Below are 24,732 nucleotides of genomic sequence, written 5' to 3' on the forward strand. Positions count from 1 at the left end.
GTACACTGACATCGACCTTCAGAGGAGGGCGGCCCTGCGGGCACAGCCGCATGCCCGGGCATTGGGGTTGCGCATGCACGGATTATGTCAAAGACCAAGCCCGCTCCCCTGCCGCCGGATACGCTGATAGGCGGCTACCGGATCGTGCGGCTGCTCGCGGCCGGTGGCTTCGGCTTGGTCTATCTGGCGCTCGACGCCCAGGGGCGCGAGGTCGCCATCAAGGAGTACCTGCCCGCCGCGTTGGCCACGCGCGCACCGGGCGAGCTGCTGCCCCAGGTGGCACCCGAGAAGCAAGCGCTCTACCGCCTGGGCCTGCGCAGTTTTTTCGAAGAAGGGCGGGCGCTGGCCCAAATCGCCCACCCCGCGGTCGTGGGCGTGCTCAATTTTTTCCGCGAAAACGACACCGTCTACATGGTGATGGACTACCTGCAGGGCGCCTCGCTGCAGGATTTCATCGTCACCGCGCGCGGCCGGCAGCGCAAAAAGATCCTGCGCGAAGCCACCATCCGCTCGCTGTTCGACGAGGTGCTGCGCGGGCTGCGCATCGTGCACCAGCACAAGATGCTGCACCTCGACATCAAGCCCGCCAACATCTTCATCACCGACGACAACCGCGCCGTCCTGATCGATTTTGGCGCCGCGCGCGAGGTGCTCAACACCGAGGGCACCTTCGTGCGGCCGATGTACACCCCCGGCTTTGCCGCGCCGGAGATGTACCGGCGCACCGGCGGCGCCGGGCTGGGGCCGTGGACCGACATCTACGCCATCGGGGCGTGCATCTACTCGTGCATGCAGGGCTACCCGCCGCACGATGCGCCGCAGCGCCAGGAAAAGGACCGGCTCGTCACCGCGCTGGCACGGCTGCGCGGCCTCTATTCGAACGAGCTCATCGACGTCGTCGAGTGGTGCATGGCGCTCGACCCGCTGTCGCGGCCGCAGTCGGTGTTTGCGCTGCAGCGCGAGCTCGCGCGTGAGGCCGCGGCCGAGCCCGAGCCGACCCCGTCCGGCTGGTGGGAGCGGTTGCGCGCGCGGCTGGGGCTGGCGCAGGCGCAAGCGCCCGATGCGGCCAGCCACCAAAGCCAGCGCTCCAGCTTTTTGGAGCCGCCATGAAGTTTGCGGTCTATCAGGCCACGCACGCGGGCGGGCGCGCGCGCAACGAAGACCGCCTGGGCTACACCTACACGCGCCAGGCGGTGCTGCTGGTGCTGGCGGACGGCCTGGGCGGACACCCGGACGGCGACCGCGCGGCCGACATCGCCGTGCGCACCTTCGTGCAGGATTTCATCGACCAGGCCCAGCCCAAGCTGCGCGACCCCAGCGCCTTCCTCCAAGCCACCGTCATGCACGCCCACCACGCCATTCGCCAGGCGGCGCACAGCGACGGTCTGGACGAGCCACCGCGCACCACCGTCGTCGCCGCGGTGGTGCAGGATGGTTGTTTGACCGCGCTGCACAGCGGCGACTCGCGCCTGTACTGGGCGCGCGGTGGGCGGCTGCTGTTGCGCACGCGCGACCACAGCTACCACGACAAGCCCGAGCTGTTTCCACCGCAGCCGGCGGGCGTCTCGCGCAGCGTGCTCTTTACCTGCCTGGGCGCGAACACGCCCCCGCTGTACGACGTGGTGGACCCGCAGCCGCTGGCGGCCGCGGACCGCATCCTGCTGTGCTCCGACGGTTTGTGGGGCGTGATGAGCGACGACGACATCGCCGCCGGCCTGTACGGGCAGCCCCTGGCCGACGCGGTGGCGCAGCTGTCGGAGGAGGCGCTGCGCCGGGGCGGGCGCCACGGCGACAACGTCTCGCTGCTGGGGCTGGAATGGCAAGAGGACGACGACTTTCCCGCCACCCAGGTGCTCGAGCCCGAGGCCGCCACGCGCGCGCGGCCCCAGCCGGCCGCCAACCCCACGCCGGCGCCGGGGCTGACGGCAACCGAGCTCGACGACGAGGCCATCGAGCGTACCATTGCGGAAATCAACGATGCGATCCGCCGCACCCGACGCACGCCGGCCCCGGCCAGCCCACGTCCGGGTGCGGCACCCCCTCCCAAACGGCAGACCCCATGACCCATGAACCCCTGGTGGCCGCCAGCGCCCAGCAGCGCCACGACGGCCGCGCCCCCAACGAACTGCGCCCGGTGCGCATCACCCGTGGTTACACCGTGCACGCCGAAGGCTCGGTGCTGATCGAATTTGGTCGCACGCGCGTGCTGTGCACCGCGTCGGTGGAAGAGCGCGTTCCCCCGCACCAAAAAGGCAGCGGCGAAGGCTGGGTGACGGCCGAGTACGGCATGCTGCCACGCGCCACCCACACCCGCAGCGACCGCGAAGCCGCACGCGGCAAGCAAAGCGGCCGCACGCAGGAGATCCAGCGCCTCATCGGCCGCTCGCTGCGCGCGGTGTTCGACCTGGCCGCCCTGGGCGAGCGCACCATCACGCTCGATTGCGACGTGCTGCAAGCCGACGGCGGCACGCGCACCGCCGCCATCACCGGGGCCTACGTGGCCGCGCACGATGCGGTGCAGCGTTTGCTGGCCGAGGGCAAGCTGGCGCGCTCACCGATCCGCCACCCGGTGGCGGCGGTCTCGGTCGGCATCGTCGATGGTGTGCCCGTGCTGGACCTGGATTACGTGGAGGATGCCGGTTGCGCCACCGACATGAACGTGGTCATGACCGGCGCCGGCCACTTCGTCGAGGTCCAGGGCACCGCGGAAGGCGAACCCTTTGGCCGTGACGAGCTGCACGCCATGCTCGCGTTGGCCGAGCATGGCATCCAGCAACTGGTGGCCCTGCAGCGCGCCGCGCTTGCCGGGGCTCAGGTGGGGTGAGGCCATGACCGGATCGACCGCTCCGCGGCGGCTGGTGCTGGCCTCCAACAACGCGGGCAAACTGGCCGAATTGCAGGCACTCTTCGCCCCTTTGGGCGTGGAACTCGTCACGCAGGGCAGCCTGGGCATCCCGGAGGCGCCGGAGCCGCACCGCACCTTCGTGGAAAACGCGCTGGCCAAGGCCCGCCACGCCGCCGCCGCCAGCGGTCTGCCGGCCCTGGCCGACGACGCGGGGTTGTGCGTGGCGGCCTTTGGTGGCCGCCCTGGTGTGGACACGGCCCACTACTGCACCCAATTCGGCTACCCCAAGAGCGACGCCAACAACGTGCGCGCGCTGCTGGAGCAGATGCGCGACGTCGAGGACCGCCGCGCCGCCATGGTCAGCACACTCGTGGCGGTGCGCCACGCCGACGACCCCGAGCCGTTGGTGGCCAGTGGGCGCGTGGAGGGTGAGATCACGCGCGCCCCGGTGGGCGACGGCGGTTTCGGCTTCGACCCGGTGATGTTCCTGCCTGCCTTCGGCTGCACCTTCGCCCAACTGCCCAGCGACGTCAAAAACGCCAACAGCCACCGCGGCCGGGCGGCGCGGGCCATGCTGGCGCTGATGCGCGAGCGCTGGTGGCCCGACGCATGAGCCACACGCCCGCAACGCCTGGCGCGCCCGCCACCGCCATCCACTGGCAGCGCCCAGGTCAGATCCGTTTGCGTGGCCTGCCCCCGCTGGCGCTGTATCTGCACCTGCCCTGGTGCCTCCATAAATGCCCCTACTGCGACTTCAATTCGCATGCCTGGGGCGCGGCCAGCGGCCAGAGCGGGCCACTGCCGCAGCGCGACTATGTGCGCGCCTTGCTGGCGGATCTGGAGGCCAGCCTGCCCCTGGTCTGGGGACGGCCGGTGGTCAGCGTGTTCATCGGTGGCGGCACGCCCAGCCTGTTCGACCCGGAGGTGATTGGCGACCTGCTGTCGGACGTGCGCGCCCGCGTGCCGCTGGCGCCCGATGCCGAAATCACGCTGGAGGCCAACCCCGGCACCTTCGAGCGCGAGCGCTTCGCGGCCTTTCGCGACGCCGGTGTGACGCGGCTGAGCATAGGCGTGCAGAGCTTCGATGATCAATGCCTGCGTGCGCTGGGCCGGGTGCACGACGCGGCGCAGGCACACGCCGCGGTGGAGGAAGCGGCGCGGTGCTTCGACACCTTCAACCTGGACTTGATGTACGCGCTGCCCGGGCAAAGCGTCGATGGCCTGGCGCGCGACCTGGCGGCGGCGCTGGCGCACGAGCCGCCTCACCTGTCCGTCTACCACCTGACGATCGAGCCCAACACCCTGTTTGCCAAGCAGCCGCCACCGTCGTTGCCCGATGACGACACCGCGTATGCGATGCTGGACCTGATCAGCGAGCGCACCGCCGCGGCGGGCCTGGCCCGCTACGAGGTCTCGGCCTACGCACGGCGGGGGCATCGCTGCCGGCACAACCTCAATTACTGGCAGTTTGGCGACTACCTGGGCTTGGGCGCGGGCGCCCACGGCAAGCTCAGTTTTGCCGAGCGCATCGTGCGCCAGGTGCGCTGGCGCGATCCCGCGCGCTATGTGGAGCAGGCGTTGGCGGGCACGCCCGTTGCGCAGGAGCACGAGGTGGCCGCCCGCGATTTGCCGTTCGAGTTCATGCTCAACGCCCTGCGGCTGCGCGAGGGTTTTGCGTTGACGCTCTTGAGCGATCGCACGGGCTTGCCGATGAATGCGGTATCGGCGACGATCGAGCAGGCGCGTGCGCGCGGCTGGCTGACCGTTGGCGACGACGGTTGGGTGCAGCCCACGGCGCGCGGCTTCGACTGGTTGAGCGATTTGCAGGCGCTGTTCTTGCCCGATTGAAGGGTCGCAGGGGCGGTTGGGCGGGCCCTCACTGCACAGCGCGGCGATCGCCGCGAGGAGGACGGGCATGCTTGCCATCTACGGCACGTCAGGGCTGATGTACCGCGGTCCCATCGAGGACCTGCGCCGCGTGTTGCCGTCGTTGCGTGCGGGGCGCCCGCGCGCGCTGCACGTGGACATCGATCGGCCGGACTTTGCCGACAGCGCGTTTCGCGTTGCTGCCGCGCCCGAGCACGGCGAGCGCCCCGCGCATGCGCTGCCGCGCCCGGCGGCGGTGGCCGTCCAAGCCTATGGCGAGGTCCAACATCCCGCGCCGCAGCGGCACCCGCTGGAGCGGGTGCGCGACGTCATGACGCGCGCGGTGGTCACCGTCACCGACACCATGCCCGTGGCCGAGGGGTGGCGCACACTGGCCGAGCGCGGACTGGGGCAGGCCCCCGTGCTCGATGCCGCTGGGCAGCTCATCGGACTGCTGACCCGCGCCGAGCTGCTCAGCGTCGAGCGGCTGCCGCGCCCGCAAGACAGCGCGCTGGTCTGGCGCGCTTTCATGGCCCAACCGCTGGCCACGGTCATGGTCACGCCGGTGCCGGCGGTCACGCCCGACACCCTGCTGCGCCGTCTGGCGCTGGTGCTGCTCGAGACCGGGCTGCCGGGGCTGCCCGTGGTGGACGAGGCGGGGGCGCTTGGCGGCTTCGTCTCGCGCAGCGACCTGCTCAAGGCCGTCGTGCACGACCCGCCACTGGACCTCTGGGCTGGGTAGGCGACAATAGTGGCTTGCGCGGCGGCCGTTAGGGACCGCCAGATTCTTCCAGATCGACGCCGAGCGGCCTTGCCGCCTGCCCACACCGTGAACGTGTCCGACACCACTACTGCGAAAGCCTCTCTCGCTGAACTCGACCAGCGCACCGGGGGCGCCTTCACCGCCCCCACCTCGGGCGAGCGTGCCGCGCGCCTGCGCACGTGGCTGGCGGGCAACCCCAGCGCCGACGAACTCGCCGAGGTCTACCGCGAGCTGGCCAGCCGCGACAAAGGGGCGGCCAAACTGGTGCGCGAGCGCCTCGACGAGTGGCGGCGCGCCAAAGCCCAGGACGAACGTGCCGCCGAGTGGGCCGCGCGCGCCGAGGCCTTGTTGCGCGCACCGCGGCTCAACCTGGCCGACGCCATGGCCTGGCAGCGTGACGCCGCCAAGGCGGGCGCCCCACTGTCGCGCGAACCGCTGGCCGCGCTGCGCCAGCAACTGGCCGAGCGCATGAAAGCCATCGAAGACCTGCACACGCGCCTGCAGGTCGAACGGGAGGCGGCCGGACTGCTGGTGCAGCGCATCGACCTGCTCTCGACCAAGCCGCTGGCCGAGGTCCAGGCCGCGCGCGACGCGCTGGCCCAGGACGTGGCCGACTGGCACACGCGCCAGGCTGCGCTCCGCGGGGCGCCGGGCTGGAACGATCTCGACCCGCGCTACCCGGCCCAGCTCGACGCCGCGCGCCAGCAGCTCGATGCCGTGTGGCAGGCGTTCGAAGCCGCACTGGCCCAGGCCACGGCCGCGCTGGCCAATGCGCAAGCGCCCTTGCCGGGCGTGCCGGTGTGGGCCGACGAAATCCGCGCCGCCCGCGGCGAGCCCGCTGCCCCCGCCGCCGACGCCACGGTGCCCAAGGCGGTGCAGGCGCTGGCCCAGGCCGCACTGTTGCCCGCGATCGAGGCGCTCGAGCGCGAACTCGCCGAGGGCCACACCAAGGCCCTGGGCCGTTACGCCGGCGAGCTGCGCCACGCCCACAAGCTGCACGGGCGGCACGCGGGCCCCGAGCTCGACGCCCGTGCCCAAGCGGCGCTGGCCAAGGCCAAGGAACTGGAAGACTGGCAGCGCTGGCGTGCCGACCAATTGCGCGAAGCGTTGCTGGCCAAAGCGGTCGCGTTGACCCAGGGCCCGGCGGAACAGCGCCCCACCGGCCGCAAGCTGCAAGAGGCCATCCGCCAGCTGCGCGAGCAGTGGAAGCAGACCGACCAGGGAGGGACCTCCAACCATGCGCTGTGGAAGCGCTTCGATGAGGCCTGCAACCAGGCCTATCAGGCGGTCGAGGCATGGCGGCGTGAGCTGCAGGCGCAGCAGGAAGCCGCGCAACAAGCGCGACTGGCGCTGATCGAGGAGGTCAAGGCATGGACCGCCGCCCATCCCGACAGCGAGGACTGGAAAGCGCAACTGCGCGATTTGCATGCGTTTGCCGAACGCTGGCGCCAGGGCGGGCACGTCAGCGAAAAGCGGTTTGCCGAACTGCAGGCGCAGTGGAAGGCCGCGATGGGCGCCGCCCACGCACGGTTGGAAGCCGCTCAGGCCGACAGCATTGCGCGGCGCCAAGCGCTGATCGCCGAGGCGCAGGCGCTGGCGGCGCAGCCGCGCCTGCGGCTCGACGCCGTCAAGGCCCTGCAGCAGCGCTGGCAGCAGGAGGCGCACCGCGTGCCGCTGGACCGGCGCAAGGAACAAAAACTCTGGGAAGCGTTCCGCCAGCCGATCGACGAGGCGTTTGCGCGCAAAAGCGCTGAGCGTGACAAGGCGCAAGCCGTCACCAGCCGGCTCGACGCCGCGGTGTTGGAGGCGGCGCGCGCCCTGGAGGCGGCGTGCGCGAGCGACGACGCCCAGCAGATCCGCGCGGCCATGGCGGCCCTGCGCGCGGCCGCGCAGGGCGAAGGGCAGGATGCCGAGCCGGCGCCGCAGGCCCCGGCGGCGGACGCAGCCCCGGCACCCGCTGCCCAGGCGGAGGCGGCCTCGCCTGCGCCCACCCCGGCCGCGCGCCCGCTGGTGGCGCGCCGGGGTGACGACCGACCCGGCGCAGCCCCGCCCGCAGCCCCGGCGTCGCTGGGGCGAGCGGGCGCAGCCGGCCGGGCGGAGCGCCGGCCCGAGCGCGCGCCGCGCGCCGACGGCGCGCCTCGGCCGCGCCTGGGCGATGCGGCATTTCGCGCCCAGCGGCAGGCGCTCGAACGGGCCGAAGCGCGCCTGCGCGCGCTGGCCGCGCGCGCCCACGGTGAAGCCCTGACCGAGTTGCTGGCCGCCTGGGCCGCCCGCGACGCGGCCCGCTTGCCCGCCGCCCAGCAACTGGGCGGGCGGCAGGCCGCGGCTGCGCGCCCCGCGTGGGTGCAGGCGCTGGCACAACCCGCCAAGGCCGCGGCCGACGCAGCCGAGCCGCTGCTGCGGCTGGAAATCGCGGCCGAGGTGCCGACGCCGGCCGATCAGCTCGATGCCCGTCGTCAGCTGCAGCTGCGCCTGCTCACGCGCCGCCACGAGCCCGGCCCCGATCAGACCTGGGCACAGGACGTCGCACGCGTGCTCGTCACCGCGCACGACCCTGCCCACGAGCGTCGCCTGCAGGCCGCGCTCAAGGTGTTGTTGCGGCGCTGACGGCTGGACGGTGGCCGATCGTCACGCCGGTGCGGGACGGTCGGCCGGCCGCGCAAACAACGCATCCAGCAGCAGCACCAGCGCCGGGTGCTCCTCGGCCAGTCGGGCCCGGTCCACGCAGTACGCCTCGCACGCGACGGCAAAAAACTCGGCGGCCGAGGTAGCGCCGTAGGCATCCAGCCACGGGGCTGGGCCGCCAAAGCGTTCGTGCATCGCCACCCGCTGCCGGTGGGTCTCGAGTGCCTGCGTCAGCACCGCGTGCCAGTGCCGGCGCGCCTCGGTGCTGGACAGCCCCAAAAATCCGGTGGGCAACAACGGGCAGCCGTCGGCGGGCTGCCCCAGTGGTTTGCCGTGCAGGTCGATGGCGTGCGCAAATTCATGGATCACCAGGTTGTGGCCCACCCCGGTGGCGCCGGGATGCGAACCCAGCACACGCGGCCAGGCCAACACGATGGGGCCGCCCTGCATCGCCTCGCCGGCCAAGGCTTCCTCGTACTCGTGCACCACGCCGGCATCGTCGCGCAGCCGGCGCGGCGCCACCACCTCGTCGGGGTGCAGCACGATGCCCACGAAATCCTCGTACCACGCCAGCGCGGGCAGGCCGCGGTGGCGCAGCGGCAGGCAGGCCTGCGCCGCGACGAGCAGCGCCATGCGGTCGTCCACGACCAGGCCGTGTGCGCCGCTGAACTCTTTGCGTGCCAAAAAGGCCGCGCACAGGTCGCGCAGCTGCGCCTGTTCGGCAGCGTCGAGCGTCTGCAAAAGGGGCAGGTCCGCCACCACGCGGGCCCACAGCCGATCGGGGATGGCGCGGCCGTCGCCGCGGCGGGCGCGCCAGCGCTGGCGCCGCTGCACCAGCCAGCGCCGCAGGGCGCGCCACCACCGGCCCCACGGCCCACGCGGGCGGGCCGGCACGGGTGCCGCGTTCATGCCGCTGCCGGCGCCAGCGGGCGCACCTGGCAGCCGTCGGGGGTCAGGCTGAGCACCTGCAGCCGTGGTGGTTGTGCACTGGCGTCCCAGTCGCTGAGCACCCACCGTGTGGCCCCCCCGGGCAGCGGGTGGGTGCCAGGCCGGTGGGTGTGCCCGTGGATCAGGCCGTGCGCGCCGGCGGCGGCCATCGCCGCGGCTGCCGCGTGCGCGTCCACATCGACGGGGGCGACGCCCGCTGCCCGTTGGGCGGCCTGGTGTTGCTGGCTGCGCTGGCGCAGCGCGCGTGCCTGGTGCAGGCGCGCCGCCAGCGGCTGGGCCAAAAAGCCCGCTTGCCACGACGCCGTGCGCACCTGGGCCCGAAACGCCTGGTAGTCGCGGTCGTCCAGGCACCAGGCGTCGCCGTGGCTGAGCAGCCAGCGCTGTTGGCCCCAGGTCAGCAGCGCCGGGTCGGCCAACAAGGTGCAGCCAACCGCGCTGGCAAAGCGGGCGCCGAGCAAAAAGTCGCGGTTGCCGCGCATCACGTACAGCGGCCGCCGCCGTGCCAGCGCCGCCAGGGCCGCCACCGCCTGTTGCCAAAACGCCATGTCGGCGTCGGCGGTGGGGTCGGCGCTCAGCAGGTCGTCGCCGATCCAGACGTCGAACAAGTCCCCCAGGATGCACAGCGCATCGAACGGGGCGTCGTCCACATACGCCTGCCAGGCTGCCGCCGTGGCAGCGTCGCTGGCGTGCAGGTGGATGTCGGAGACGCAATCGATGCGCCGCCATGTCGGTGGCGCATCGATGTGGCTCAGCAGGTTGGCGGTCGCCATCGGCCGCGCGGCAGGCGGCGCGTCAGGGGGTGACGACAACCGCCTTGGTAATCACCACGTCTTGCAGCGGCACGTCGTCGTGAAAACCACGCCGCCCGGTGGTCACCTGGCGGATGGCATCGACCACCTCGGTGCCCTTGATGACGCGGCCAAACACCGCGTAGCCCCACCCCTGCAGCGTGGGCGCGGTGTGGTTGAGAAAGCCGTTGTCCGCCACGTTGATGAAAAACTGCGCGGTGGCCGAGTGCGGCGCCTGGGTGCGCGCCATCGCAATGGTGTAGCGGTCGTTTTTGAGACCGTTGGCGGCCTCGTTTTCGATCGGCGCGCGTGTCGGCTTTTGCTTCATGCCGGGCTCGAAGCCGCCGCCCTGGATCATGAAGCCGTCGATGACGCGGTGAAAGATCGTGCCGTCGTAGTGGCCATCGCGCACGTAGGCCAGGAAGTTCTCGACGGTTTTGGGCGCCTTGGCGGCGTCGAGCTCGAGGGTGATGACGCCGCGGTCGGCGATGTGCAGTTCGACTTGGGGATTCACGGAACGGACTCCAGGAGAGGCTGGGCGGCTGGCGGCCGCCCGTTGCGGGGTGGGGGACTGGCCGTGGGCCAACAGCGGGCTGGCCAGCGCGGTGGCGAGCGCGCCCAGCGCGGCGCGGCGTGGCATGCGGCGGGAGTCGGGGGCAGGGTGTGTCATGCGCGGTGGGGGCGCGGCGGCGCCAGGGTTCATTGCTGGGGGGCGTCGGCGGCCGCACCGGGGTGCAGCAGCCGGCGCAAGGCCGCAGCGCGCGCGCCCAGGCCAGGGGTGTCGGGTTGCAGTGCCAGGGCACGCTGCCAATGGCCCAGCGCGAGCTGCGCGTACACGTCGCCCAGGTTGCGGTGCGCGACGGCGTAATCGGGGTGGAAGCGCAGGGCCCACTCCAGCGCGGCGCGCGCTTCGGGCAGGCGGCCCGCGGCGGCGTGCAACACGGCCAGGTTGTTGTACGGCTCGGGCAGTTCCGGGTAGGCTTGGGTGAGCTGTTCATAGAGGCGCTGCGCGCCGGCGCTGTCACCTTGGCCGGCCAGCACCACGCCAAGCAGCAAGCGCGCCTGCGGGTCGCTGTCGTGGCTTTGCAGCCAGTGCTCCAGGCGCTGGCGCGCCAGCACCCACTCACGGTTGGCGATGAGGCGCTGCACCTCGGCGTAGGTGGCCGCGCCGCTGATCGTTGTGCCGTCCGCGCCACCGCCCGCCCCCGCCTGACCCCAGGCCACAGGGGAGGCTACCAGGGCTCCCACGCACAGCAGGGCCGCAAGGGTGCCTTTCAGCCGTGCGGCAACGCGCAGCGGGCCCGCCTGGGCGGGCGCGCGCGTGGCGGCCGTGTGGTGGAGGGGTGTGGGGGGCTTGCAGGCCATGGGGCAGGGGTGAAACGGGTCGGCCATCGGTGCACAATACGCGCCTTTCGATCGATTGTAGCCCGCGGGTCGCGCCCGCCGGGCCCGCTGTCCCATGACCCTGCGCATCCACAATTCGCTCACGCGCCGGCTCGATCCGCTCGAGCCGCTCGAACCCGGGCATGTCCGCATGTATGTCTGCGGCATGACGGTGTACGACCTTTGCCACCTGGGCCATGCGCGCTCCATGGTCGCATTCGACGTCGTGCAGCGCTGGCTCAAGGCCAGCGGCTACCGCGTCACCTATGTGCGCAACATCACCGATATCGACGACAAAATCATCGCCCGTGCGCTGAAAAACGGCGAAACCATCCGCCACCTGACCGACCGCATGATCGAGGCGCTGCACGCCGACGCCGATGCGCTGGGCATCGAGCGCCCGACGTTCGAGCCGCGCGCCACCGAATTCGTGCCGCAGATGCTGAACCTCATCGGCCGCCTGGAGGCCAAGGGGCTGGCCTACCGCAGCGACCAAGGCGACGTCAACTATGCGGTGCGGGCGTTCCCGGGTTATGGCAAGCTCTCTGGCAAGAGCCTGGACGAACTGCGCGCCGGCGAGCGCGTGGCGGTGGGCGATGGCAAGCGCGATCCGCTCGACTTCGTGCTGTGGAAAGCGGCCAAACCCGATGAGCCGCACGAGGCCAAGTGGGACAGCCCCTATGGCCTGGGGCGCCCGGGCTGGCACATCGAGTGCTCGGCCATGAGCTGCGAGATGCTGGGCGAGAGCTTCGATATCCACGGTGGCGGTGCGGATTTGCAGTTTCCGCACCACGAAAACGAGATCGCCCAAAGCGAAGGCGCCACCGGCAAACCGCTGGCCCGCATCTGGATGCACAATGGCTTCGTGCGCGTGGACAACGAGAAGATGTCCAAGAGCCTGGGCAACTTCTTCACCATCCGCGAGGTGCTGCAAAAATTCGATGCCGAGACGGTGCGCTTCTTTATTGTGCGCGCGCACTACCGCAGCCCGCTCAACTACAGCGACCAGCACCTGGAAGACGCGCGTGCGGCGCTCAAGCGGCTCTACACCGCGCTGTCGGCCGTGCCCCCGGTCGACAGCGGGGCCATCGACTGGCGCGACCCGTGGGCGGCGCGCTTCAAGGCGGCGATGGACGAGGATTTCGGTACCCCCGAGGCGGTGGCCGTGCTGTTCGAGCTGGCGGCGGAAGTCAACCGCAGCCGCGACGCCCGCTTGAGCGGCCTGTTGCGCGCGCTCGGCGGCACGCTGGGCCTGTTGCAGCAGCCACCCGCGGTGTTCTTGCGTGCCGGCGCCGGGCTGGATGAGGCGGCCATCGAGGCGCGCATCGCCGAGCGTGCCGCAGCCAAGGCGGCGCGCGACTTTGCCACCGCCGACCGCATCCGTGCCGAGCTGGCGGCGCAAGGCATCGTGCTCAAGGATGGGCCAGGCGGCACCACGTGGGAGCGCGCGTGAGCGCCGACCGTCGAGGCAAAGCGTTGGCCACCGTGACGCCGAGCGGCGCCGGCCAGGGCTGCGTGCCCCACTTTTGGTCCGAGGCCTGCGACCATCTGGTGGCGCGCGACCGCGTCATGGCACGCCTGATTCCGCAATTCCCCGGCGCCTGTCTGCAGTCGCGTGGCGACGCCTTCACCACGCTGGCGCGCAGTGTGGTGGGGCAGCAAATTTCCGTCAAGGCGGCCCAGGCGGTGTGGGACCGGCTGCTGGCGCAGCTGGGGGCGTGCACGCCCGAGGCGCTGCTGGCCTGTGCGCTGCCCGACCTGCGCGCCACCGGGCTGAGCGCGCGCAAGGTGGAATACCTGCTCGATCTGGCGCGCCACTTTGCCGACGGGCGTATCGACCCGGTCGCCTGGCGCGGCATGGATGACGAGGCCATCATCCGCGACCTGGTGGCCATTCGTGGCATCGGCCGCTGGACAGCCGAGATGTTTCTGATATTCCACCTGATGCGCCCGGACGTGCTGCCGCTGGACGACGTGGGGCTGCTGCGCGGCATCAGCCAGTGCTATTTCTCGGGCGAGCCGGTCAGCCGCAGTGACGCGCGCGAGGTGGCGGCCGCTTGGGCGCCCTACCGCAGCGTGGCAACTTGGTATATTTGGCGCTCGCTGGATCCGATCCCGGTGGCGTATTGACAACCCCTGCGCCGGGGCGGTCATCGCGCTGCCGCTGGCGACACACGAGGGCCTGCGGGCCCGTGGAGCGACAACTTGGCCAAACGCAACTTTCTGGATTTCGAGCAGCCGATCGCGGAACTCGAAGCCAAGATCGAAGAGCTGCGCTACGTGCAGACCGAGTCGGCGGTCGACATCTCGGAAGAGATCGAGCGCCTGAGCCAAAAAAGCCTGCAGCTCACCAAAGACATCTACAGCAAGCTCACGCCCTGGCAGGTGACCAAGATCGCCCGCCACAGCGACCGGCCCTACACGCTGGACTACGTGCGCGCGATCTTTACCCATTGGACCGAGCTGCACGGTGATCGCCACTTTGCCGATGACCAGAGCATCGTCGGCGGGCTGGCACGCTTCAATGGCCAGCCGTGCATGGTCATCGGCCACCAAAAGGGCCGTGACACCAAAGAGCGCGCGCTGCGCAACTTTGGCATGACCAAGCCCGAGGGCTACCGCAAGGCGCTGCGGCTGATGAAGCTGGCGGAAAAATTTCGCCTGCCGGTGTTTACCTTTGTCGACACGCCGGGCGCCTATCCCGGCATCGATGCCGAGGAGCGCAACCAGTCCGAAGCCATCGGCCGCAACATCTTCGAGATGGCGCAGCTCGAAGTGCCCATCATCAGCACCATCATCGGCGAGGGCGGCTCCGGCGGGGCGCTGGCGATCGCCGTGGCCGACCAGGTGCTGATGTTGCAGTACGCCGTCTATTCCGTCATCAGCCCCGAGGGCTGTGCCTCGATTTTGTGGAAGACGGCCGACAAAGCCCCGGACGCCGCCGAGGCGCTGGGCATTACCGCGCACCGCCTCAAGGCCTTGGGGTTGGTGGACAAGATCGTCAACGAACCGGTCGGCGGGGCGCACCGCGATCCGCAGCACATGGCCACCCTGCTCAAGCGCGCGCTGGGCGAGGCGCTGCGGCAGCTGGCGGACCTGACGCCGTCGGCGCTGATCGAACGCCGCCATGCCCGGCTCGATGCCTACGGGCGGTTCAACGACACCAAGGCGCCCCGCGCCTGACGGGCAGCGCGCTGCCAGCCCGGGCGATCCCGCCGCCCCGGTGGGGCTGCCCACGGCGGACGCCGCCGTGCTGGCCGCGGTGGCGCAGTGGTGGCGCCGCCACCGCGCCGTCGTGTCCGCCGAGGGGGCAATCGGCGTCGCCTACAGTGGCGGGGCCGATTCCACCGCGCTGCTGTTGGCCGCGGCCACGCACTGGCCCGGCCGCGTGCGGGCGCTGCACGTGCACCACGGCCTGCAAGCCGCGGCCGACGCGTTTGCCGCGCACGCCACGGCACAAGCCGCGCGCTGGGGCGTGCCACTGACCGTGCTGCATACCGATGCGCGCCACGCCCGCGGTGACAGCCCGGAGGATGCGGCACGGCGCGCGCGCTACCGGGCGCTGGCCGGTGCGGCCCGTGCGCAAGGCCTGGCGGTGGTGCTGCTGGGGCATCACGCCCAGGACCAGGCCGAAACCCTGTTGCTGGCGCTCACGCGTGGCGCCGGGCTGCCGGGCCTGGCGGCCATGCCCGAGTGCCGCCGCATCGACGGCGTGTGGTTTGGCCGGCCCCTGCTCGCACTCGACGGCACGGCGCTGCGCGCCAGTCTGCGGGCACAGGGCATTGGCTGGGTGCATGACCCCACCAACGACGACCCCGCCTACACCCGCAACCGCATCCGGCTGCAGGTGGTGCCCGCCCTGGCCCAGGCCTTCCCGTCGTATGCGATCACCTTCGCGCGCAGTGCCCGCCACGCGGCCGCCGCCCAGCAGCTGCTGGACGAGCTGGCGGCCGAAGATTTGGCCCGCGTGGGCAACCCGCCGCGCCTGGCCGCCCTGCAGGCCCTGTCGCCTCAGCGCCTCATCAACGTGCTGCGGCACTGGCTGCGCACCTGCCACGGTGCCAGCGGCACCGACGCGCAGTGGCGCGAGGTGGCGCGCCAGATGGCCGCGGCGCGCACGCGCGGCCACGCCATCGAGCTGCGTGTGGGGGCAGGGCGCTTGCGCCGCGCGGGCGATGTCGTGCTCTACCAGCCCGATGACGAGGCCGTGGCCCCACAGCGCCTATAATCCGACGGTTTGTCCGGGTTTTCCCGGTTGTACGGGCAGCCCCGGGTTCGGCGCCAGGGTGCAGCGGCCACCGCCGCTGGCGCGGTTGGCGATCGTTTTTGCGCGGATTTTTCATGGCACTGATCGTTCACAAGTACGGCGGCACCAGCATGGGCTCGACCGAGCGCATCCGCAACGTCGCCAAGCGCGTGGCCAAGTGGGTGCGTGCCGGCCACCAGATGGTGGTCGTGCCCAGCGCCATGAGCGGCGAGACCAACCGCCTGCTCGGCCTGGCCAAAGAGGTTGCCCCGGCCAAGCCCGGCGACGCCTACTACCGGGAGCTCGACCAGCTTGCCGCCACCGGTGAGCAGGTCTCCGTCGGGCTGCTGGCCATCGCGCTGCAGGCCGAGGGGCTGGATGCCGTCTCCTACTGCGGCTGGCAGGTGCCCATCCGCACCAACAGCGCTTTCACGAAGGCGCGCATCGAGTCCATCGACGACACCCGCATCCGCGCCGATTTGGCCGCTGGCCGGGTCGTCATCATCACCGGCTTCCAAGGGGTGGATGCGGCGGGCAATGTGACCACGCTGGGGCGCGGCGGCTCCGACACCTCCGCGGTGGCGGTGGCCGCGGCGATCAAGGCCGACGAATGCCTGATCTACACCGACGTCGACGGTGTCTACACCACCGATCCGCGCGTCGTGCCCGAGGCGCGGCGCCTGTCACGCATCAGCTTCGAGGAGATGCTGGAAATGGCCAGCATGGGCTCCAAGGTGCTGCAAATCCGCTCAGTGGAGTTCGCGGGCAAATACCGGGTGCCCATCCGCGTGCTCTCCAGCTTCACCCCCTGGGACATCGACATCCACGAGGAAGCCCGCTCCGGCACCCTCATCACCTTCGAGGAAGACGCATCCATGGAACAAGCCGTCGTTTCCGGCATCGCCTTCAACCGCGATGAAGCCAAGATTTCGGTGCTCGGCGTGCCCGACCGGCCGGGTATTGCGGCGCAAATCCTGGGTGCGGTGGCCGATGCCAACATCGACGTCGACGTCATCATCCAAAACGTCGGCAAGGACGGTCGCACCGACTTCAGCTTCACCGTGCACCGCAACGATCTGTCGCGCGCGCTGGACGTGCTCAAGACCCAGGTCGTGCCCGCGCTGGGTGCGGAGGACGTGGTGGGCGATGCCCGCATCTGCAAGGTCAGCATCGTCGGCATCGGTATGCGCAGCCACGTGGGCGTGGCCAGCCGCATGTTCCGCTGCCTGGCGCAGGAGGGCATCAACATCCAGATGATTTCCACCTCCGAGATCAAGACCTCCGTCGTCATCGACGAGAAGTACATGGAGCTGGCCGTGCGCGCGCTGCACCGCGAGTTCGACCTCGACCAGCCCGCGGACACCCTGCAGGGCGCCTGATTTTTTGGCGCCGGTGATCGCCGATGCCGTCAACTTCGGGCATAATGGCGGCTCTTAGGAGTGATGACCGAGAGGCCGAAGGTGCTCCCCTGCTAAGGGAGTATACGGTGTAGAGCCGTATCGAGGGTTCGAATCCCTCTCACTCCGCCAAGCCTTACGAAACAACAACCTGTGCGTCTAAGCCTTACCTCGTCAGCGGCAACATGCTGCTTGACCCGGTCGACCTAGCCAAGATTCTCGGCTGCACGCTCACCGCCACTCAACGGCTCATCAGCAAGAAGAGGCTACCGTTCCGCGTTAAGAACGCTCGACAGCCGAATCCACGTCGTCACGCGCTCCGTTGCCGAGTGGTTTGACGCACAGGCAGACCGGAGCATCGCCCCGCCGAGTGACTCCGCCGGGCCCACGCCACCGTCAGCACGAAAGAGTCGAAAAATGGCGCCGAACACAGGGCGCAGCATCCTCAACAGAGGAAAATAGGCTCAAAGCGGGACCCGTCGCTTGATTGCGCTTAACCGCCAAGACGGTTGCTCAGGCGCGCGGCAGTTCGAGCACGAACTCGGCCCCGCCGCCCTCGGCATTGCGCGCGCTCAACCGGCCACCGTGCTGCTCGACGATGCCGTAGCTGATCGACAGGCCCAGGCCGGTGCCTTTGCCCACCGGTTTGGTGGTGAAGAAGGGGTCGAAGATGCGCAGCAGGTGTTCGGGAGGGATGCCGGGGCCGTTGTCGCGCACCGTCACGCGTACCGTGGGCTGGTCTGGGTCACCGTTGCAATCCATCGCCACCCAGACCACGGGATCAGGCACCGCGGACAGAGCGTCGAAGGCGTTCTGCAGCAGGTTCATCATCACCTGCTGCAGCTGCCCGGCGCTGCCCAGCACGGTGCAGGCCTGCAGCGGCACCCAGCGCACCGGCACCGGCGACGACCGGCCCTTCTGCACCCAGTGGATCGCGCGCTCGATCACCTCGACCAGGTTCACCGGCTGACGCTCTTCCGGGTCCATGGCCGAGAAGCGCTTGAGGCCGTGCACGATGTCGGCGGTGCGCTGCGCGCCTTCGAGCGTGCCCTCGATCAGCGACGGCAGGTCGGCCAGCAGGTGCTCGATGCGCAGCTTTTGCCGCAGGTTGGCCAGCTCGGACTCGCTCGCGTGCGCATGCACGGCGGCCATGTAAGTCTGCAGGCGGTCGCAGTACTTGCGCAGTGCGTGGACGTTGCCGAGCACAAAGCTGATCGGGTTGTTCAGTTCGTGCGCCACCCCCGCCACCAGCTGGCCGAGCGAGGCCATTTTTTCCGAGTGCAGCAGCTGCTGCTGCGTTCGTTTGAGGGCCTCGTGGGCGGTGCGCATCTCGTGGTAGGCGCGCTTGAGCTCGGCCATCGGCCGCCCCACCCAAACCGTGCCCAGACGTTTGCCGTTGGCGCCGATGCGCGGCGTGCAGTTGGCGTCCACCGGTACCGGCTGGCCCTGGCGGTCCAGCAGGTTGAGTTCGATGGCCTGCCCGCCGCGCGGTGCCTCGCTGCGGTCCATGGCGGCGCGCGCCGCCTGCACGCTGGCGGCATCGGCCAGCAGGTCGGCCAGACTGCTGCCGCGCAACACATCCTCACCTCGACCCACCAATTCGCACAGGGCCGCATTGGTCTGCTCGATCAGGCCGCGTTCGTCACAGACGATGAGCACGTCCGACATCGCGCTGAGCACGCTGAAGATGAACTGCTGCGACTGTTCCAGCTCGCTGTTCTTCCTCTCCAGCTCGACCTCATCGTCGATCAGCCGCGTGTAGACCTCGTCCATCTTCTGGATCACATCCAGCCAGGTCGATTCGTCCACGCCCTCCATCGGCACAGTGAGCAGCGGGCTCGGGGCTCGGTCTTTCGTCATGGCAACGATCTCCAGTCGGAGACAGTGCCTGGGCCAGACACGCCGCGCAAGCGGCTTGGCTGGGGCGCAGGTGTGGTCCCCCTGCCCAGCGCCGAAGGCGCGCCAGAGCGTGGGGAAGACGCGAAGCGGCGCAGGGGTGTGTTCATATCCGTCAGTGGACGGTACAAACCATGCAGGGGTCGAAGGAGCGCACGATGTGCTGCACTGCCACCGGTGTCTTTTCGCCCTCGCGCACCGGTGCATCCACCAGGGCCTGTTCCAGTGCACCCGGCGTGCCCTGCGCGTCGCGCGGCGAGAAGTTCCAGCTCGTGGGTGCAACGATCTGGTAGTTGGCCAAGCGCCCGCCGCGCACCACCAGCCAGTGGCCCAGCGCGCCGCGGGCGGCTTCGGACAGGCCCACGCCACATCCATCGTTGGGCAGGTTGGCCGGCACACAGAAGGCCTCGGTCGGGCGGATGGCCTGCAACCAAGCTTCCATCATCGGCAGCACGCGCGCGAGTTCGAGCACACGGGCGAGCACCCGCGTGAACACCGTGCCGCCGTGGCGCGCCACCGCATCGCGCAGCAGCGGGTGACCGCTGGCGAGCTGGCGCGCGATGGCGCCTGTCTCGACCACCTCGCCGCCCAGGCGCGGGGCCTTGTTCCAGGTGTAAGCGCCGGCCTTGTCGGGCTCGGGCCGCGTCAGGCCGTACATCGGATGCAGCGGTTTGCGCGCCTGCGCAAGCCAGGCGCAGGTGGCGTCTTCGGTGATGGTGCAAACGTCCACTGCGTCCAGGCGCTGCGCATCGCCGCGCCACAAGCCCGGGACCAGCGCGTGACCGCCGTCGGACTGGGGGTAGGCGCCGAAGCTTAGGTAGCGCCCCGGGCCGGGGCCGAGGGTCTGCAGCGACAGGTCCTGCACCAGGGTGAGGAAGAATCGCAGGTCACTGCCCAGCGGATCGCGCGCTTGCCAGGCCCAGAGCGCATCTTCGCTATCCAGCGCAGTGAAGCGTTCGAGCCCATCACCGATCAGATGGCGTTCCAGGAAGGCACGGAATTCACGCAGCTTGGCCAGCAGACGCACGCGCTCGGCCGCGTCGATGGGCCGGGTCGAACCGCCGGGCTCGACCGACTGCGTGTGCGGCCATTTGCCGCCCAGCGTGCCCAGCAAAGTGAACCAGCGCTGGCGCGCCGCTGTGGCGGCTCTGACCTGCTCACCACGGTCGGGCGCGAAGCGCCGCACCGCCTCGGCGTGCCAGGGCCGGGCAGCGTAGACCGGACGTGTGAAGTCCGGCATGAAAAACAGGTAGAAGTGCGTCAGGTGGTCGGCCAGGTTCTCGGTCGCCAGGATCAGATTGGTGGCGTGTTGCCCATTCGGCGGCGGGGTGATGCCGCCCAGATCGGCCAGCGCGCGCGCCGCCGCGACCGACTGCGAGACCGAGCAAATGCCGCAGATGCGCGGCACATAGACCAGTGCGTCGTGCGGTGCCTTGCCCTGCAGGATCTGTTCGAAACCGCGGTACATGGTCGCGTTAACGTGGGCCGAGGTCACGCGGCCGTCGGCGATGTCGAGTGACACCTCCAGATCGCCCTCGACACGGTTGAACGGCCCCACCAGAAGACGCGACGTCACTTCAACCTCGTCTTTCGTACTGCTGGCTTGACGACTAAATGATCCGCCACCGCGTTGTGCTTCACCCGCTTGGGTGTTGCGCTTTTGGAGAGTGACGCTAGCGCGACGAACCAGGCCTTGGGCATGTCGGTGGGCAGGCCCACCGGGATGCCGGCGATCTTGGGGGTCTGGTGGAAGGGGTGGCCAGGCTCCTGAAAGCCGGGCTCGGTGCAGGCGATGCAGGCGTAGCCACCGCGCGTGCAGCTGCCTTCGCCGTTCCAGGGGCGGATGTTGCAGTCGGCATGCACCTGGGTGCCCTTGCAGCCCATGTGCTCCATCATGCAGCCCAGGTCGGACGGTTTTTCGGCGCTGGCCTTGAACTCGTAGTACTCGTTGCGCGTGCAACCGTGGTGCACCAGCTGGTCGGCGTAGAAGCGCGGGCGCGCCAGCGGATCGAGGTCGTCGACGCCGAAGGCGTCGGCGGCCAGCGCCATCAGCGTGTCGATCACCCAGCTCGGGTGCGTGGGGCAGCCGGCGACGTTGATCACGGGCAGACCGCTGCCGCTTCGGAAGTCGGCCCCCAGCAGGCCGCCGATGCGGTCGTCCTCGTACTGAAGGCCGCACGCGTCGGTGGGGTTGTCGCCACCAGCCGTGACACCGCCCCAGGCGGCGCAGCTGCCGATGGCCAGGACGTGTTTCGCTTTCGCTGCGAGTTCGCGCACCCAGTGGATCATGGACTGGCCGGTGCCGGCGAGCATGTGGAAGCGGCCGGTGCCGTTGGGGCCGCGCAGCAGCGAGCCTTCGACGCAAAGCGCGTCCAGCCGCGTGGCACCGTCGAGTATCGACTGCAGCAGCGCCAGCACGTCCTCGCCACTGGCGAGCGACAGCGAGGGGTGCCAGAGCACGTGAATACCCGCGTCGCGCAGATGGCCCTGGAAGTCGGTGGTGTCGGCACACAGCAGCGACATGCTGCAGCCGCCGCAGCCACCCGATTGCAGCCACAGGACGTTCATGCGGGGGCCTCTTCTGTTGCGGGCTCGCCAGCCAACCAGCGGCAGGCCCAGGCGACGGCCAGGTCAGGAACGGCCAGCACTGCGGCCCCCGGTGCCGTGATCACGCCCGGGCGTTCGCGCCGCCGCGCCATCAGCGCGTCGGCGGCGTGGTAGCGGCCGGGCTGGTCGAATGCGGTCATGGCTTGTCGAGACCGAAGCGTTGCATCTTGGCCCTGAGACCGACCCGCGAGAGGCCGAGTTCCGCGGCCGTCTTGGTCTTGTTCCAACGGTGCCGCAACAGGGTCTCACGCAGCACCATGGCCTCGATTACGTCCAGGCGGTCGTTCAGGCTGCCACTGGAGGGAAGAGCGGCCGCGAGTTCGCCGCCACCACCGGCCGCACGACCCTGCAGCACGCGCGGCGAAAAGGCGGCCGGCGCAAGCGTGGTGCCGTCATGCAGCGCCAGTGCGCGACCGATTTCGTTACGCAGCTCGCGGATGTTGCCAGGCCAGGGGTAGGCGAGCAGGCAGGCCAGAGTCTCGTCGGGCAGTGTGGCGCCGGGGTGCCCCAATTCGGCCGCAACGTCGTGCACGATCTGGCGCGCAATCAGCGGGATGTCACCCACCCGCTCGCGCAGCGGCGGCACGGTGAGCGTAACGGCCGAGAGCCGGTAGTAGAGGTCCTCGCGGAACAGGCCTTCGCGCACGCGCTGTTCCAGCTGCCGGTGGGTGGCGGCAATGATGCGCACGTCTACCGGCACCGGCCGCGCCGCGCCCACGGGTCGCACCTCCCCTTCCTGCAGCACGCGCAGCAGCTTGACCTGGAAAGCCGGCGAGGTCTCGCCGATCTCGTCGAGGAAGACGGTGCCACCGTCGGCGCGCTGGAACAGGCCGACGTGGTCCTCAAACGCACCGGTGAAGGCGCCGCGCTTGTGGCCGAACAGCTCGGATTCGAGCAGGGTGTCAGGGATGGCGGCGCAGTTCTCCACCACGAAAGGGCCCCTCAGGCGCGGGCTCGCATAGTGGACGGCGCGCGCCAGCAGTTCTTTGCCGGTGCCCGACTCGCCCAGCACCAGCACCGGAATGTCGTAGCGCGCCACGCGTTCGGCCATGCGGCAGATGAGGTCCATCGGACTGCCCGGCGCACGCACGATGCGCTCGAACCCGAAGTGGCTCTTGGCCTGCGCCATCTGCGTGGCGGTGCGCTGGCGCAGCACGCGGGTGCTGGTGCGCAGCTCCAGGTCCAGCCACGCGGTCTGCCGCTGCAGCACCTGGGCTTCCACCGCGTTGCGCACCGAGTCGAGCAGATGGTCGGGCGACCAGGGCTTGAGGATGTACTGGTAGATGCCGGCTTCGTTGATGCCGGCGATGATGTCTTCGCTGTCGGTGTAGCCGGAGATGACGATGCGCACGATGTCGGGCCACTGCTCACGCACTTCTTTGAGGAAGTTCACGCCGGTCATGCCGGGCATGCGCTGGTCGCACAGGATCACGTTCACCGGCTGGCGCTGCAGCAGGCCTCGCGCCTCGTCGGCGCTGCTGGCGGTCAAGACGGTGAAGTCCTCGTCCAGCGTGCGGCGCAGCGCGTCCTGCGAACGTACCTCGTCATCGACCACCAGCACGGTGGGCTTCCGGTCGTGCACTCGGGGTGGGGTCACGGCGGCACTCAGCGGTGGGTGGCGAGGTGGCGCGGTGTCCACGCGTGCGGCAGCTTGTGCACAAAGTGATGCCGGGCTACGTGGTAGCTCGGGTCGAAGCCGTAGAAGTTGCGGTGCATGCGCGCCAGTTCCTGTTCGCGGTAGCGGACCAGTGGGCAGCACGCCTCGTCGGCGGCACGCTGGGCCTGCTTGGCCGCCACCTGTTTGGCATAATTGTAGGAGCCGGCCAGCGCCAGCGCACGTTCGATGACACGGCTTTCATAGCCCTCGCGTGGCTCCTCGTCGCAGGCGTCGATCAGACCGATGCGCAGCGCGTCGGCGGCGCGCAGCGGCAGGCGCCCGGCCATCAGCTCGCGCGCGCCGGTGTCGCCCAAACGGCGTGGCAGCAGGTAGGTCCAGTATTCCGAGCCGTAGAGGTTACCCATGTTTTTGTAGTGGGGGTTGAGCACCACGCCTTCGTGTGCCCAGACCTGGTCGGCTGCGAGCGCCAGGAAAACTCCGCCTGCCCCCGCATTGCCGCGCATCACGCTGACCGTGAGACGGTCGGTGGTCTCCAGCACCGCCAGCGCCGCGTCGTCCATGGCCTGGATGTTGCGCCAGGACGCGTCGGCAGGGCTGTCACCCGGTCGGTGCGCCGCAGCCTCGATGCTGTTGAGGTCGATGCCGTTGCTGAAGAAGTCCTCACCGCCCATGAGCAGCAGCACCTGTGTCGGCCGCTCGCGCACGGCCAGCAGGGCAGCGCGCAGGCGCTCGCAGCGCTCGGTGCTCATCGCGCCGTTGTAGAAGTCGAAGTATAGGCAGCCTACGCGCGCCCCCTCGGGCCCATGTTCTGTGTAGCGCAGTTCGGCCCACTCGTCGGCTGCGCGCATCAGGGGCACGGGCCGCTGGGGCAGCGCCGCCGCTTCGTTTACAAACACGTCGGCCACCACCTGCTTGATGTGCCCCTGGCCGGGCACGGTGCCCGGCGGGTCGGCCAGCCGTGCGTGGCCGATCCACACGCCGCCATCGACCGTCCGGCGCAGCAATGCGCCGTCGCGCGTCGCAAGCGGTTCCCCAGGCGCACGGTCCGCGAACTCGGTGAGGGCAGCGGCACTGGCCTCGTGGGGGTCGCTCAGGTAACAGGATCGACCCCAGAGCACGTCCAGTACGCCGGGCTGACCATCGGCACAGCGCAGCTTGGCAAGCACGGTGGCGGTGTCGTCGCGCGACCAGTCGATGGCGCGATCGGACTGCTTCATCAAGGGTTTCCATGTCGGTGTGGGCCTGGCCAGTGGCGGCGCCTCCCGGTGGCCCGCAGCAAAGCGCGCCACTGCTTCCAGCGTGGCCTGCAGCGCCGCCTGCGTCACCTCACGCCGGTACAAACTCCCCTTGCTGGCAGGGCGCATGTCGAACGACGCATGGGCCCAGACCGGACCGGCGTCGTACTCGCCGTCAGCCTGCAGCACGGTGACGCCCCAGCGCAGCAGGCGGTCGCGCACTGCCCAGTCCAGCGCGCTGGGGCCCTGGTCACCCGGCGGACCGGGGTGCACCACGAAACAGGGCACGCGTTGCCAGACCGAGGACGGGATGCGCCGTTTGAGGAAGGGAGCGAGCACCAAATCGGGCGCAAACTCCTGAACCGCCTCTTCGGTCACGCTGTCGGCAATGTCAAGTTCCACGCTGAGCGTGTGGCCACGCGCGCGCAGCTCGGCGAATAGACGCTGACTGAGGCTGTTGAAGCTGTGGCAGAGCAGCAGAATGCGCAAGGCCATGAATTGACGGTGTAGATCGC

General features: G+C 70.0%; 22 protein-coding genes and 1 tRNA gene. 13 read left to right on the forward strand and 10 right to left on the reverse strand.

All coding sequences use genetic code 11. The features are described 5' to 3' along the window. Positions 1-84: 84 nt before the first annotated feature. The 7 genes from Tther_RS03565 to Tther_RS03595 all read left to right on the forward strand — a co-directional run bounded on the left by Tther_RS03565 (position 85) and on the right by Tther_RS03595 (position 8,081). Complete coding sequence (locus tag Tther_RS03565; protein ID WP_143901005.1) at positions 85-1,110, forward strand: serine/threonine-protein kinase; 1,026 nt, start codon at positions 85-87, stop codon at positions 1,108-1,110. Beyond that, a complete protein-coding gene (locus tag Tther_RS03570) occupies positions 1,107-2,063 on the forward strand; it encodes a PP2C family protein-serine/threonine phosphatase (RefSeq protein ID WP_143901007.1) in 957 nt (318 codons plus the stop codon). The genes Tther_RS03565 and Tther_RS03570 overlap by 4 nt, the downstream gene beginning before the upstream one ends. Beyond that, on the forward strand, positions 2,060-2,824 hold the full coding sequence (gene rph, locus Tther_RS03575; protein ID WP_143901009.1) for a ribonuclease PH: 765 nt from the start codon (positions 2,060-2,062) through the stop codon (positions 2,822-2,824). Before Tther_RS03570 ends, rph begins: the two co-directional genes overlap by 4 nt. 4 nt (positions 2,825-2,828) lie before the next feature. Beyond that, positions 2,829-3,458 carry a non-canonical purine NTP pyrophosphatase gene (locus tag Tther_RS03580; RefSeq protein WP_143901011.1) on the forward strand — a complete coding sequence of 210 codons (630 nt, stop codon included), beginning with the start codon at positions 2,829-2,831 and terminating at the stop codon, positions 3,456-3,458. Continuing rightward, positions 3,455-4,693 carry a radical SAM family heme chaperone HemW gene (hemW, locus tag Tther_RS03585; RefSeq protein WP_143901013.1) on the forward strand — a complete coding sequence of 413 codons (1,239 nt, stop codon included), beginning with the start codon at positions 3,455-3,457 and terminating at the stop codon, positions 4,691-4,693. Before Tther_RS03580 ends, hemW begins: the two co-directional genes overlap by 4 nt. A gap of 67 nt (positions 4,694-4,760) precedes the next feature. After that, on the forward strand, positions 4,761-5,453 hold the full coding sequence (locus Tther_RS03590; protein WP_143901015.1) for a CBS domain-containing protein: 693 nt from the start codon (positions 4,761-4,763) through the stop codon (positions 5,451-5,453). A 93-nt stretch (positions 5,454-5,546) separates the two neighbouring features. Further along, a complete protein-coding gene (locus Tther_RS03595; protein ID WP_246098894.1) occupies positions 5,547-8,081 on the forward strand; it encodes a DUF349 domain-containing protein in 2,535 nt (844 codons plus the stop codon). 21 nt (positions 8,082-8,102) lie between these two features. Here Tther_RS03595 and Tther_RS03600 read toward each other — a convergent pair whose 3' ends face one another. The 4 genes from Tther_RS03600 to Tther_RS03615 form a co-directional block, all read right to left on the reverse strand. Beyond that, positions 8,103-9,008 carry a M90 family metallopeptidase gene (locus tag Tther_RS03600; RefSeq protein ID WP_143901019.1) on the reverse strand — a complete coding sequence of 302 codons (906 nt, stop codon included), beginning with the start codon at positions 9,006-9,008 and terminating at the stop codon, positions 8,103-8,105. Continuing rightward, positions 9,005-9,817 carry a UDP-2,3-diacylglucosamine diphosphatase gene (locus Tther_RS03605; RefSeq protein ID WP_143901021.1) on the reverse strand — a complete coding sequence of 271 codons (813 nt, stop codon included), beginning with the start codon at positions 9,815-9,817 and terminating at the stop codon, positions 9,005-9,007. Before Tther_RS03605 ends, Tther_RS03600 begins: the two co-directional genes overlap by 4 nt. A 22-nt stretch (positions 9,818-9,839) precedes the next feature. Further along, a complete protein-coding gene (locus Tther_RS03610) occupies positions 9,840-10,349 on the reverse strand; it encodes a peptidylprolyl isomerase (protein WP_246098895.1) in 510 nt (169 codons plus the stop codon). A gap of 185 nt (positions 10,350-10,534) precedes the next feature. Then, positions 10,535-11,200: a tetratricopeptide repeat protein gene (locus Tther_RS03615; RefSeq protein ID WP_221933991.1), complete on the reverse strand. Its 666-nt coding sequence runs from the start codon at positions 11,198-11,200 to the stop codon at positions 10,535-10,537. Positions 11,201-11,294: 94 nt separating this feature from the next. Here Tther_RS03615 and cysS point away from each other — a divergent pair, with 94 nt between their 5' ends. From cysS to Tther_RS03645, 6 genes are all read left to right on the forward strand, one after another. Next, positions 11,295-12,671: a cysteine--tRNA ligase gene (gene cysS, locus Tther_RS03620; RefSeq protein ID WP_143901023.1), complete on the forward strand. Its 1,377-nt coding sequence runs from the start codon at positions 11,295-11,297 to the stop codon at positions 12,669-12,671. 32 nt (positions 12,672-12,703) lie between these two features. Continuing rightward, positions 12,704-13,348, forward strand: a complete 645-nt coding sequence (locus Tther_RS03625) for a DNA-3-methyladenine glycosylase family protein (RefSeq protein WP_246098898.1) — start codon at positions 12,704-12,706, stop codon at positions 13,346-13,348. Between the two features lie 75 nt (positions 13,349-13,423). Next, complete coding sequence (locus Tther_RS03630) at positions 13,424-14,401, forward strand: acetyl-CoA carboxylase carboxyltransferase subunit alpha (RefSeq protein ID WP_143901025.1); 978 nt, start codon at positions 13,424-13,426, stop codon at positions 14,399-14,401. A gap of 40 nt (positions 14,402-14,441) precedes the next feature. Then, positions 14,442-15,446: a tRNA lysidine(34) synthetase TilS gene (gene tilS / locus Tther_RS03635; RefSeq protein WP_342781756.1), complete on the forward strand. Its 1,005-nt coding sequence runs from the start codon at positions 14,442-14,444 to the stop codon at positions 15,444-15,446. Between the two features lie 113 nt (positions 15,447-15,559). Then, positions 15,560-16,843 carry an aspartate kinase gene (locus Tther_RS03640; RefSeq protein WP_143901027.1) on the forward strand — a complete coding sequence of 428 codons (1,284 nt, stop codon included), beginning with the start codon at positions 15,560-15,562 and terminating at the stop codon, positions 16,841-16,843. 57 nt (positions 16,844-16,900) lie between these two features. Then, positions 16,901-16,993: transfer RNA gene (locus tag Tther_RS03645), tRNA-Ser, on the forward strand. 381 nt (positions 16,994-17,374) lie between these two features. Here Tther_RS03645 and Tther_RS03650 read toward each other — a convergent pair. From Tther_RS03650 to Tther_RS03675, 6 genes are all read right to left on the reverse strand, one after another. After that, entirely contained in the window at positions 17,375-18,721 is a 1,347-nt protein-coding gene (locus Tther_RS03650; protein ID WP_143901029.1) for a sensor histidine kinase, read from the reverse strand. A gap of 151 nt (positions 18,722-18,872) precedes the next feature. Continuing rightward, a complete protein-coding gene (locus tag Tther_RS03655; RefSeq protein WP_143901031.1) occupies positions 18,873-20,333 on the reverse strand; it encodes a nickel-dependent hydrogenase large subunit in 1,461 nt (486 codons plus the stop codon). Further along, positions 20,330-21,325, reverse strand: a complete 996-nt coding sequence (locus Tther_RS03660) for an NADH-quinone oxidoreductase subunit B family protein (protein ID WP_143901033.1) — start codon at positions 21,323-21,325, stop codon at positions 20,330-20,332. The genes Tther_RS03655 and Tther_RS03660 overlap by 4 nt, the downstream gene beginning before the upstream one ends. Next, entirely contained in the window at positions 21,322-21,504 is a 183-nt protein-coding gene (locus tag Tther_RS03665) for a hypothetical protein (protein ID WP_143901035.1), read from the reverse strand. The genes Tther_RS03660 and Tther_RS03665 overlap by 4 nt, the downstream gene beginning before the upstream one ends. After that, positions 21,501-22,961 carry a sigma-54-dependent transcriptional regulator gene (locus Tther_RS03670; RefSeq protein ID WP_246098896.1) on the reverse strand — a complete coding sequence of 487 codons (1,461 nt, stop codon included), beginning with the start codon at positions 22,959-22,961 and terminating at the stop codon, positions 21,501-21,503. The genes Tther_RS03665 and Tther_RS03670 overlap by 4 nt, the downstream gene beginning before the upstream one ends. 8 nt (positions 22,962-22,969) lie before the next feature. Next, positions 22,970-24,712: an enoyl-CoA hydratase-related protein gene (locus Tther_RS03675; RefSeq protein WP_143901037.1), complete on the reverse strand. Its 1,743-nt coding sequence runs from the start codon at positions 24,710-24,712 to the stop codon at positions 22,970-22,972. Positions 24,713-24,732: the final 20 nt, after the last annotated feature.

The sequence above is a fragment of the Tepidimonas thermarum genome, from assembly GCF_007556705.1.
In the GTDB taxonomy this organism is placed as follows: Bacteria; Pseudomonadota; Gammaproteobacteria; order Burkholderiales; family Burkholderiaceae_C; genus Tepidimonas; species Tepidimonas thermarum.

What these genes read in the sequence shown, in the direction of transcription:
- cysS (WP_143901023.1), top strand. Translation starts at nt 11,295, where the DNA reads ATGACCCTGCGCATCCACAATTCGCTCACGCGCCGGCTCGATCCGCTC.
- Tther_RS03665 (WP_143901035.1), bottom strand. Translation starts at nt 21,504, where the DNA reads ATGACCGCATTCGACCAGCCCGGCCGCTACCACGCCGCCGACGCGCTG.
- Tther_RS03565 (WP_143901005.1), top strand. Translation starts at nt 85, where the DNA reads ATGTCAAAGACCAAGCCCGCTCCCCTGCCGCCGGATACGCTGATAGGC.
- rph (WP_143901009.1), top strand. Translation starts at nt 2,060, where the DNA reads ATGACCCATGAACCCCTGGTGGCCGCCAGCGCCCAGCAGCGCCACGAC.
- Tther_RS03660 (WP_143901033.1), bottom strand. Translation starts at nt 21,325, where the DNA reads ATGAACGTCCTGTGGCTGCAATCGGGTGGCTGCGGCGGCTGCAGCATG.
- Tther_RS03605 (WP_143901021.1), bottom strand. Translation starts at nt 9,817, where the DNA reads ATGGCGACCGCCAACCTGCTGAGCCACATCGATGCGCCACCGACATGG.
- Tther_RS03640 (WP_143901027.1), top strand. Translation starts at nt 15,560, where the DNA reads ATGGCACTGATCGTTCACAAGTACGGCGGCACCAGCATGGGCTCGACC.
- Tther_RS03580 (WP_143901011.1), top strand. Translation starts at nt 2,829, where the DNA reads ATGACCGGATCGACCGCTCCGCGGCGGCTGGTGCTGGCCTCCAACAAC.
- hemW (WP_143901013.1), top strand. Translation starts at nt 3,455, where the DNA reads ATGAGCCACACGCCCGCAACGCCTGGCGCGCCCGCCACCGCCATCCAC.
- Tther_RS03590 (WP_143901015.1), top strand. Translation starts at nt 4,761, where the DNA reads ATGCTTGCCATCTACGGCACGTCAGGGCTGATGTACCGCGGTCCCATC.
- Tther_RS03650 (WP_143901029.1), bottom strand. Translation starts at nt 18,721, where the DNA reads ATGACGAAAGACCGAGCCCCGAGCCCGCTGCTCACTGTGCCGATGGAG.
- Tther_RS03600 (WP_143901019.1), bottom strand. Translation starts at nt 9,008, where the DNA reads ATGAACGCGGCACCCGTGCCGGCCCGCCCGCGTGGGCCGTGGGGCCGG.
- Tther_RS03570 (WP_143901007.1), top strand. Translation starts at nt 1,107, where the DNA reads ATGAAGTTTGCGGTCTATCAGGCCACGCACGCGGGCGGGCGCGCGCGC.
- Tther_RS03615 (WP_221933991.1), bottom strand. Translation starts at nt 11,200, where the DNA reads ATGGCCTGCAAGCCCCCCACACCCCTCCACCACACGGCCGCCACGCGC.
- Tther_RS03675 (WP_143901037.1), bottom strand. Translation starts at nt 24,712, where the DNA reads ATGGCCTTGCGCATTCTGCTGCTCTGCCACAGCTTCAACAGCCTCAGT.